This window comes from Fortiea sp. LEGE XX443 (genome assembly GCF_015206815.1).
In the GTDB taxonomy this organism is placed as follows: Bacteria; Cyanobacteriota; Cyanobacteriia; order Cyanobacteriales; family Nostocaceae; genus Nostoc_B.
Map to the genome: position 1 here is coordinate 1 of NZ_JADEXZ010000116.1, position 10,929 is coordinate 10,929.

Genomic DNA, 10,929 nt, shown 5'->3' on the forward strand with positions numbered 1-10,929 from the left:
TTGGGCGCGGGTCAGATTGCTAGGGTATGCTTTACTCATGTTGCTCTCTCAGTGCTGTCTATTATCTATTCACAGCATATACTGAGAGAGTTTTTTTACCACCTCTTAGACTTTTAAAACAGCCTCTAAGACTGTCGAGTTTGACTCCGGTTGAGCTTTTACATCTAATGGTGCTACCTCTTTCCAAAATTCTGATTCATTAGCAGCACACCATAAATCGTATTTTTGTTGAAGATTAAGCCAAAGTTCGGGTGTAGTTTGTAACGCAACAGATAAACGAAGCGCCATATCTGGGCTAACGCTTGCCCGTTCGTTAACTATCTCTGATACAGTTTTACGAGATACGCCAATAATGTCAGCAAAATCAGTAATTGTGATCTTTAGTGGCTCAAGATATTGACGCTTAATCAAGCCACCGGGGTGTCTGGGTTGTCTTTTATTGATCATTTGGCTGTTATCTCCTAGTGATAGTCTTCGTAATTTACGTTGTAAGCATCTCCATCTTCAAAACTGAAAGTTATACGCTAGTTTTCTTACTTGGGCTGGATAAATTTTTTAGGCTCACTACATAGCTCACCGCATAACAATTACATCCCATTAGTCGGGGAAAGCCAGACCAGTTTTAGGATCACGGATATACAACCCTAGGGTGAGACTACGTATTGCTTCATCCCAAACGGGTGTTAATTGCTCTGCTTGATCTGCCCAATAATCGAAGGTAATCAGGCATTGTACATTAGAGCCTAAGCCAATACAAATCCGGGAAAAAGCTTCCCGTGGTTCTTCTTGAGTGTCAATAAATTTAATCTCTGTCCAGACAATCCTGGCGGTTTGGCGCTTAACGGTAATGATTTCGCCCTTAGCAATGACATCACGACTGTCTTCTTCTACCACTTTCTTCAAGGTGTTTTTTAGGGGAAACAGGTTCCAGTCGTGGGGTGGTAGGTGATTGAAAGATACTTCTAGACAACAATCATCTTTGGGCGGTTTTTTATCGAGAAACTTGAAAGATTTTTCTTGTGGCTCAAAAACCCAGTTTTGGGGAACATTGAAGCGAACAGCGCCCCGGTTGGCGACAAAAATTTTGTAGCCTGATGGAGATTCCCAGTGATGATCTGGTTGGAGTTCAAGCGTTTCTTTAATCCACTGGAGATTGTCTTTTTTACGCTTTGCCATAGTTTTAGCGATCGCTCACTTTGTTAATAATACCAAATTGTCAGATTATAAATATGATCAATGTATTTGTGCAAAAAGGTTATAGGTTTGGGACTTACGCACGAGTCACGGAATAACGAACCACAGAGGCGCAGAGGTCACGGAGAAATGAGAGTTTCAGATATATTTTGCGTAAGTCCTAAGGTTATAGGTTACAGGTTACAGTCAAAAATTTGTGTAATTAATTCTGTCTGATTACTTAACAAGATGATGCTGATGTTGACTCAACGTAAATCACCTGATGCTAATGCTGTGGTGAGTTTAACTCTATCACTGACGGCGGAAGAACGCACTCGCAGCCGCCATCGGTTTGAGACGGAGGATGGTAGGGTTGTATTTTTGCGTTTACCAAGGGGAACTGTATTAAGAGATGGTGATATTCTGCAAGATGAAACTGATGATAGTTTAATTAGAATTGCCGTTAAACCGGAACCTGTGCTTACCGTGTCTGCTGCGTCACCACTTTTATTAATGCGAGCAGCATATCATTTAGGAAATCGTCATGTGCCTGTAGAAATTACACCAAGTTATTTACGCTTATCTCCAGATGCGGTGTTACACACAATGTTGACACAGTTGGGACTGAAAATTACAGAAGAAATTGCACCATTTCAGCCAGAATTAGGGGCTTATGGACACCATCACACTCACTGATAGCCATTTTTTGTTTATTTTGCAGTTAGCTAGTCCAGCTTTACCTGTGGGAGCCTATAGTTATTCGGAAGGTTTGGAAACTTTAGTGGAAAATGGCATAATTTCACACCAGGATACCCTAAAACATTGGCTCACATCAGAATTGCGTTATGGTGCAATTCGTCTAGAAGCGGCGGTGATGCTACGCGCGGTGGAATCTGCAAGAATTAGTGATTTAGAGAGGCTATGTTATTGGAATCGCTGGTTATCAGCGGCGAGAGAAACTCAAGAGTTGCGTAACTCTAGTTGGCAGATGGGGCGATCGCTTGGGCAGTTACTTGGTAAAATACAACCACAACTGCTACCTAATATTAATATTGTGGGTAATCCTTGCAATTATGCGATCGCTTTTGGAATTGCTGTTGCTCATTGGCAAATTAATCTTCAAGCTGCTTTATTAGCATATCTGCATAGTTGGGCAACTAATCTGATCACTGCGGGTGTTAAACTCATCCCCCTAGGACAAACCGCAGGACAAGAGCTATTGCTAGATTTACAACCATTATTTAGTGCTACTGTACAAGAAATTCTCGTTTTAGAGAATGATCAACTCGGCTGTTGTAGCTGGGGCTTATCTTTAGCAAGTATGCAGCATGAAACGCAATATACAAGGTTATTTAGAAGTTGAGGATCAATGCCAACCTGTAATCAAGCAGTAGCTTCTGTTTGTGTCTGTCAATCACTCTCAGATATGCTACAGCCCATACATTTATTTAGATATGATGCGTTATATAAACATATATTTATCTTAGCTGGGATTCATGAAGGAATAGAAATTATCATTTTTGAAGATGGAAGTTGGGAGTTTTACGAAGATGACCAAGCCTGATTTTACTCAAATGACTCGTCAAGAATTAAAAGCTTATATCCGACAACACCCCACTGATGATGAAGCAATCAGAGAGTTATTCGTCAATCGTCGCAGTCCTAATGCTAAGACCTATCCTTTTCCATATAACATGACTAAAGAAGATTTAACAAATATTTTCCGACCCAAAAATACCAATTAAGTCATGATTGTTGAATTGATTGGTTTTAACTTATGAACGCATTTCGAGTGGGTGTTGCTGGCCCTGTGGGTTCGGGGAAGACTGCTTTAGTGGATGCTTTATGTAAAGCGTTGCGCGAACAGTATCATCTTGCCGTTGTGACCAATGATATTTATACTCAGGAGGATGCACAGTTTTTGATGCGTTCTCAGGCTTTGACAAGCGATCGCATTTTAGGTGTGGAAACTGGTGGGTGTCCTCACACAGCGATTCGGGAAGATGCTTCGATGAATTTAGCTGCTATTGAACAACTAGAACAGCGTTTTTGTGATTTAGATTTAGTCTTTTTAGAAAGTGGTGGTGATAATTTAGCAGCTACCTTTAGTCCAGAACTAGTAGATTTAACAATTTACGTAATTGATGTGGCTGCTGGCGATAAAATTCCTCGCAAAGGCGGGCCAGGAATTACCAAATCTGATTTATTAGTTATTAATAAAATTGACCTTGCACCTTATGTGGGCGCAGATTTAAGCATTATGGAACGAGATGCTAAAAAAATGCGTGGTGAGAAACCCTTTATCTTTACTAATCTCAAAACTCAATCAGGGTTAACAGATGTGATTGACTTTGTTAGTAAACATATTGGTTAAATATTGACACATACTTTGCCCTCCTCTGCGCTTGCCTGCGCGTCACTCTGCATTAAAAAAATATACAATGCAAATTTCGCTCCCCCTGCCATCTATCTTTAGTTAGATAACAAAAATATATTTCTCCCTCCCAAGTCAACTAATTTATCCAGCTAAAATAAGCGATAGTAATTAATGATTAATCTGTTATCGTAAAAATGACTTTCAGCTATCTTGAGCAAAAGTTTAGCTAGAAATCAGCAATAAAATATTCTTCTTAAAAGCGATTTTACTCAAGCATCAACTTATCCATCAGAGAGACCTACATTTTTTGTAGTAGAGGTCTTCGTTATTAGTGTTATTGCACTGTTAAACAGCAGCAGGGTACACCACTACTCTCAAATTTCCTAAGGATATATCAATGGCAACCGAACAGTTAACCAGAGAAAGCGACAATCTTGATTTAAGACAACTCCTGCAAACCCTGACTGCTGTTAAAAAAGGAGACTTTTCTGTTCGGATGTCTGTAGATCAAACAGGACTGGCAGGTAAAATAGCTGACACGCTCAACGATATTATTGACCAGAACGATCGCATGGCGATAGAGTTGCAGCGCATTGGTAATGTTGTCGGTAAAGAAGGAAAAATTACTGAACGCGCCTCCTTAGAAGGTGTGCGTGGTTCTTGGTCGGATTGTATAAATTCTGTCAATACCCTAATTACAGATTTAGTCCAACCCACAGCCGAAACTACCCGTGTAATTCGGGCGGTAGCGAATGGGGATTTGTCTCAAACGATCGCCACAGAAATTGATGGTAAACCTCTCAAAGGAGAATTTCTGCAAACGGCTAACATTGTCAACACAATGGTAGATCGGCTGGGTTCCTTTGCGAGTGAGGTAACACGGGTAGCGCGGGAAGTGGGAACGGAAGGAAAATTAGGCGTACAAGCAGAAGTCCTCGGTGTAGCGGGAACATGGAAAGACCTCACCGATAACGTAAATTTGATGGCGGGGAACCTCACCGGACAGGTGCGAAATATTGCAGAAGTCGCCACCGCGATCGCAAATGGTGATTTATCGAAGAAAATTACAGTTGATGTCAAAGGCGAAATTCTGGAGTTAAAAAACACCGTCAACACAATGGTGGATCAACTTAATTCCTTTGCAAGTGAGGTAACACGGGTAGCGCGGGAAGTGGGAACGGAAGGAAAATTAGGCGTACAAGCAGAAGTCCGCGGTGTGGCGGGAACATGGAAAGACCTCACCGATAACGTAAATTTGATGGCGGGGAACCTCACCGGACAGGTGCGAAATATTGCAGAAGTAGCAACAGCGATCGCTAACGGTGATTTATCGAAGAAAATTACAGTTGATGTCAAAGGCGAAATTCTGGAGTTGAAAAACACCATCAATATCATGGTGGATCAACTGAGTTCCTTTGCATCGGAAGTAACGCGGGTAGCACGAGAAGTAGGTAGCGAAGGAAAGTTAGGTGTACAAGCAGATGTCCGGGGTGTCGCCGGTACGTGGAAAGATTTAACCGACAGCGTGAACTTCATGGCGGGAAGTTTAACAGCCCAGGTGCGGAACATCGCCGAGGTGACAACGGCGGTGGCGAATGGCGACTTATCCAAGAAAATCACCGTGGATGTGAAGGGCGAGATTTTAGAGTTGAAAAACACCATCAACACAATGGTAGATCAACTGAGTTCCTTTGCATCGGAAGTAACAAGAGTTGCTAGGGAAGTGGGAACAGAAGGAAAATTAGGTGTACAAGCAGAAGTCCGAGGGGTCGCCGGTACGTGGAAAGACTTGACTGGCGCGGTGAATATGATGGCGGGGAACCTCACCGACCAAGTGCGGAGTATTGCCGAAGTAGCAACAGCGATCGCTAACGGCGACTTGTCGAAGAAAATTACAGTTCAAGTCAAAGGTGAGATTTTAGAACTGAAAAACACCATCAATATCATGGTGGATCAACTTAATTCCTTCGCCTCAGAAGTAACACGAGTTGCTAGGGAAGTGGGTAGCGAAGGGAAATTAGGTGTACAAGCCGATGTGAAAGGTGTTGCGGGAACGTGGAAAGACTTGACCGACAGCGTGAACTTTATGGCGGGAAGCTTAACCGCCCAGGTACGGAATATTGCGGCTGTCACAACAGCGGTAGCGAATGGCGACCTCTCCAAAAAAATCTCTGTTGATGTTAAAGGTGAAATTCTCGAACTGAAAAACACCGTCAACACGATGGTGGATCAACTTAATTCCTTCGCATCGGAAGTAACGCGGGTGGCGCGAGAGGTGGGAACGGAAGGTAAATTAGGCGTACAAGCAGAAGTCAAAGGCGTTGCGGGGACATGGAAAGATTTAACCGACAGCGTGAACTTCATGGCGGGAAGTTTGACAGCCCAGGTGCGGAACATCGCGGAAGTGACAACGGCGGTGGCGAATGGCGACTTATCCAAGAAAATCACCGTGGATGTGAAGGGCGAGATTTTAGAGTTGAAAAACACCATCAACACAATGGTGGATCAACTCAACTCCTTCGCATCAGAAGTAACGCGGGTGGCGCGGGAAGTGGGAACAGAAGGTAAATTAGGTGTGCAAGCCTACGTCCGGGGTGTTGGCGGTACGTGGAAAGACCTCACCGATAACGTCAACTCAATGGCGGGGAATTTAACAGCCCAAGTCCGAAACATTGCAGAAGTAACTAAAGCGGTGGCGAATGGTGACTTGTCGAAGAAAATCACCGTGGATGTGAAAGGCGAAATTCTCGACTTGAAAAACACCATCAATACAATGGTGGATCAACTCAGTTCCTTTGCATCCGAAGTAACACGGGTGGCGCGGGAAGTGGGAACGGAAGGTAAATTAGGCGGTCAAGCCGTGGTGCAAGGGGTCGCTGGGACATGGAAAGATTTAACCGATAATGTCAACTCGATGGCTGGTAACTTAACAGCCCAAGTGCGAGGGATTGCGCGAGTTGTCACCGCCGTAGCGAATGGCGACTTGAAGCGCAAACTGATGCTAGATGCGAAGGGTGAAATTGAAACCTTAGCAGAAACCATCAATGAAATGATTGATACCCTAGCTACCTTTGCGAATCAAGTAACAACAGTAGCGCGGGAAGTAGGAATAGAAGGGAAGTTAGGCGGTCAAGCGAAGGTTCCAGGTGCAGCGGGAACGTGGAAAGACTTAACAGATAACGTAAACGAACTGGCGGCGACACTTACAACCCAGTTAAGGGCGATCGCTGAAGTAGCGACAGCGGTAACAAAAGGCGATTTAACGCGATCAATTTCTGTAGAAGCCTTAGGGGAAGTAGCAATCTTAAAAGACAATATCAACCAGATGATTGCTAACTTACGGGAAACAACCCAGAAAAACACCGAACAAGACTGGTTAAAAACCAACCTCGCCAAGTTTACCCGAATGCTGCAAGGTCAGCGCGACTTAGAAACCGTCTCCAAATTAATTCTCTCGGAACTTGCACCACTAGTAGGCGCACAACATGGCGTATTCTACTTAATGGATATAGGCGATCAACAGCAGCATTTTCTCAAATTACTGAGCAGTTACGCCTACCGCGAACGCAAACATCTGGCAAACCGCTTTTACTTGGGTGAAGGTTTGGTAGGACAATGCGCTTTGGAAAAAGAGCGAATTTTGTTGTCAGAAGTGCCGATAGATTATGTCAAGATTAGCTCTGGTTTAGGTGAAGCAGCCCCACTCAATGCTGTAGTTTTACCCGTTTTGTTTGAAGGACAAGTCACCGCAGTCATTGAACTCGCTTCCTTCCGCCGCTTTAGTGAGATTCACTTAACATTCTTCGACCAACTCACCGAAAGTATTGCGATCGTTCTCAACACCATCGCAGCTTCCATGCGAACGGAAGAATTGCTCAAACAATCTCAATCTTTAGCAGAAGAACTGCAAACTCAACAAAACGAACTCAAAGAAACTAACAAGCGCCTCGAACAACAAGCCCAATCCCTGAAGACTTCCGAAGATTTACTCAGAACACAGCAAGAAGAACTCCAACAAACCAACGCCGAACTCGAAGAAAAAGCCGAGTTATTAGCCCAGCAGAAGAAAGAAGTAGAACGGAAAAACCGCGAAATTGAACAAGCTAGGCGGTCATTGGAAGAAAAAGCCGAGCAATTGGCGCTGTCATCCAAATACAAGTCAGAATTTCTGGCGAATATGTCCCATGAACTGCGGACACCCCTAAACAGCCTATTAATTTTGGCGAAATTACTAACAGATAATATTGATGGGAACCTCAGCACCAAACAAGTTGAATACAGCCGCACCATTTACTCAGCCGGAAATGACCTTTTGGCATTGATCAATGACATTCTAGATTTGGCGAAAATTGAATCGGGAACTATGTCCATTGACATGTCCCAAATGTTAGCCACAGATTTACGGGAACAAATTGAGCGCACCTTTCGGCAAATAGCCCAAGACAAAGGACTCAATTTCATCATTGAATTAAGTACTGAATTACCCAAAGCAATTTATACTGATCCGAAACGCTTGCTACAAGTTCTCAAAAATCTGCTTTCCAACGCATTTAAATTTACCGACCGGGGTGAGGTACGCTTGCGAATAGAAGTAGCCAAGCAGGGATGGAGTCTCAACCAAGAAATTTTGAAACACGCTCCGATGGTAGTTGCCTTTTCAGTCATCGATACAGGGATTGGCATTGCTCCCGAAAAGCAAAAAGTGATTTTTGAGGCATTTCAACAAGCCGATGGTACTACCAGCCGGAAATACGGCGGTACAGGTTTGGGCTTATCAATTAGCCGTGAAATTGCTCGTCTGTTCGGCGGAGAAATTACTCTGGTGAGCAGCGTGGCTCAAGGTAGTACATTCACCTTCTACTTACCCCAATTCAATTCTGAACCAAAATTAATCACTCCTGAACCTACATCTCAACTAGTTACAACGCCCCACTCAGCACGCGGCTCAACTCCCGCTACAGCTAACCGCATTCAGCAAACTGCTCAAACCCCACTACAGCTAACAGCACTCTTAGAAGACGATCGCATTGACATTGAAGACGGCGATCGCGTATTGCTAATTATCGAAGATGACATTCATTTTGCCCGTATCCTCCTGGAAATGGCACAGCAGCAGGGATTTAAGGTAGTTGCCGCCCAAAGTGGTAATAATGGTCTCGCACTAGCCCAGCAATTCCAGCCTGTGGGGATTTTACTAGATATCCGATTGCCAGATATGGACGGTTGGACGGTGCTAGATCGCTTAAAGCATGACCCCAATACCCGTCACATTCCTGTACACATCATGACAGTAGAAGAAGGACGGCGGCGTAGTTTGCAATTAGGAGCTTTAGCATATTTGCAAAAACCTGCCAGCAGCGAAACCATATCTGAAGCCTTAAACAAAATTAAAGGTTTTGTGGAGCGACGGGTGAAGAGTTTGCTAGTAGTTGAAGATGACGACACTCAACGTCATAGTATTGTGGAGTTGATTGGCAATAGTGATGTCGCCACTACTGCTGTCGCCACTGGCGCAGAAGCCCTAGCCGCAATTAACTCCCAACAATTTGATTGCTTGGTTCTCGATTTAGGGCTACCAGATATGAATGGGTTTGAACTGCTTGAACAAATAAAGCAACAGCCCAATGGTGAATCTTTGCCGATTATTATTTACACTGGTATCGAATTAACCAATGCTCAAGAAACCCAATTAAGGCGGATTACTGAGACAATCATCGTTAAAGACGTGCGATCGCCCGAACGTCTCCTTGATGAAACTACATTATTCCTGCATCGAGTCCAAGCAGCTTTACCAGAACCCAAGCGGCAAATACTAGAACAACTACATTCTAGAGACTACATACTGACAAACAAAAAAGTGTTAATTATAGACGATGATGTACGCAACATCTTTGCCCTGACAAGTATGCTAGAGCGCTATCAAATGCAAGTCATATATGCAGAGAACGGCAGAGATGGCATTACCATGTTAGAAAATATACGAGATATTGATGTGGTGTTGATGGATGTAATGATGCCAGAAATGGATGGTTACGAAACAACACAGTTAATTCGCCAAAATGACCGATTTAAAGCCCTACCAATCATTGCACTCACAGCCAAAGCCATGCAAGGCGATCGTGAAAAGTGCATCGAATCAGGCGCATCAGACTACATCACCAAACCTGTCGATATCGAGCAGTTGCTTTCTCTATTGCGGGTTTGGTTATATCGGTAAAGTGTGAAGTGTAAAGTATGAAGTATGAAGTATCAATTTTCATACTTCACGCGATGTGCGACTTATTTTTAAAACCCCTCTCCAAACCTCTCACGCCAGTCGCCTCTAGTCGAGCCACTGCGTTGTGGGGGTTCCCCCTGTTGTAGCAAGTGGCGTTAGAGGCTTTAATTCTTGCTCCCCTTCCCTGGTAGGGAAGAGGTTGGGGGTTAGGTTTGAGAGAAAGTTGCACACGGCGTTACTTCATACTTTACATTTCATTATTTCCATGACTCGGCACACTTTAAAAGCTACCAAAGAAACAGTACATTTAGGTGGATTTTCCCATCTCCTCAAACCAGCACTCACTATTGATTCTGGCGACACCATCGATGTTGAAACATACACTGGTTACTACATTTACGACAAAGCGCCACCAGAATTCCTTACATCAGAATTTCTCGATATCTGCCAAAATCTGCCAGCCGAACGCAAAATTGCAGGCGGGCCGCATTTACTGACTGGGCCAATTTATGTGCGGGATGCAGAACCAGGAGATGTTTTAGAAGTAAGATTAGAAGCGATCGCACCTCGTTTACCAGTTGGTTTTAATGCCATTCGTGCAGGTTGGGGCGCTTTAAGCGAACAATTTACTCAACCTGCGTTGAGATTTATTTCCCTAGATTTAGCTAATAACCTCACAGAATTTCCCCCAAATAGTGGCATCAAAATTCCCCTCAAACCCTTTTTTGGTATCCTTGGTGTGGCGACTCCCGAAAGCGATCGCAATTCCATCCCGCCTGGTTATTATGGTGGTAATATTGATAACCGCGAACTCCAAGCAGGTTCTCGCATATTTTTGCCGATTTTTGTTCCTGGCGCACTATTTTCTCTCGGTGATGGGCATTCCGCACAGGGAGATGGCGAAGTAAATGTGACTGCCATTGAAACTTCCATGAATGGTAGTATCACGCTCAAACTCCGCAAAGATTTGTCACTCACAACACCCATCGCTGAAACTCCGACGGACATTATCACAATGGGCTTTGCTCAAACCTTAGAGGCTGTTTTAAAAGTCTAAGAGGTGGTAAAAAAACTCTCTCAGTATATGCTGTGAATAGATAATAGACAGCACTGAGAGAGCAACATGAGTAAAGCATACCCTAGCAATCTGACCCGCGCCCAA

Annotated in this window: 8 protein-coding genes and 1 pseudogene; 7 read left to right on the forward strand and 2 right to left on the reverse strand. The window is 43.8% G+C overall.

Annotated features, from left to right (window positions below):
* Positions 1–105: 105 nt before the first annotated feature.
* Together IQ259_RS25675 and IQ259_RS25680 are read right to left on the reverse strand one after the other, a co-directional pair.
* Positions 106–447, reverse strand: a complete 342-nt coding sequence (locus IQ259_RS25675) for a HigA family addiction module antitoxin (RefSeq protein WP_193888821.1) — start codon at positions 445–447, stop codon at positions 106–108.
* 150 nt (positions 448–597) lie between these two features.
* A complete protein-coding gene (locus tag IQ259_RS25680) occupies positions 598–1,176 on the reverse strand; it encodes a hypothetical protein (protein ID WP_193888822.1) in 579 nt (192 codons plus the stop codon).
* Positions 1,177–1,425: 249 nt separating this feature from the next.
* On the opposite strand from IQ259_RS25680, the gene ureE reads away from it, so the two are divergent.
* The 7 genes and pseudogenes from ureE to IQ259_RS25715 form a co-directional block, all read left to right on the forward strand.
* On the forward strand, positions 1,426–1,869 hold the full coding sequence (gene ureE, locus IQ259_RS25685) for an urease accessory protein UreE (RefSeq protein WP_193888828.1): 444 nt from the start codon (positions 1,426–1,428) through the stop codon (positions 1,867–1,869).
* Positions 1,847–2,536, forward strand: a complete 690-nt coding sequence (locus IQ259_RS25690) for an urease accessory protein UreF (protein WP_193888823.1) — start codon at positions 1,847–1,849, stop codon at positions 2,534–2,536. Before ureE ends, IQ259_RS25690 begins: the two co-directional genes overlap by 23 nt.
* A gap of 6 nt (positions 2,537–2,542) precedes the next feature.
* Positions 2,543–2,737, forward strand: a complete 195-nt coding sequence (locus IQ259_RS25695; RefSeq protein WP_193888824.1) for a hypothetical protein — start codon at positions 2,543–2,545, stop codon at positions 2,735–2,737.
* Positions 2,724–2,918, forward strand: a complete 195-nt coding sequence (locus tag IQ259_RS25700; protein ID WP_193888825.1) for a hypothetical protein — start codon at positions 2,724–2,726, stop codon at positions 2,916–2,918. Before IQ259_RS25695 ends, IQ259_RS25700 begins: the two co-directional genes overlap by 14 nt.
* A 32-nt stretch (positions 2,919–2,950) precedes the next feature.
* The gene (gene ureG, locus IQ259_RS25705) at positions 2,951–3,547 is read left to right on the forward strand and encodes an urease accessory protein UreG (protein WP_193888826.1); all 597 of its coding nucleotides are present in this window, start codon (positions 2,951–2,953) and stop codon (positions 3,545–3,547) included.
* Positions 3,548–3,947: 400 nt separating this feature from the next.
* On the forward strand, positions 3,948–9,767 hold the full coding sequence (locus IQ259_RS25710; protein WP_193888827.1) for a HAMP domain-containing protein: 5,820 nt from the start codon (positions 3,948–3,950) through the stop codon (positions 9,765–9,767).
* A gap of 265 nt (positions 9,768–10,032) precedes the next feature.
* A pseudogene (locus tag IQ259_RS25715) lies at positions 10,033–10,821 on the forward strand (acetamidase/formamidase family protein); the annotation flags it as partial.
* Positions 10,822–10,929: the final 108 nt, after the last annotated feature.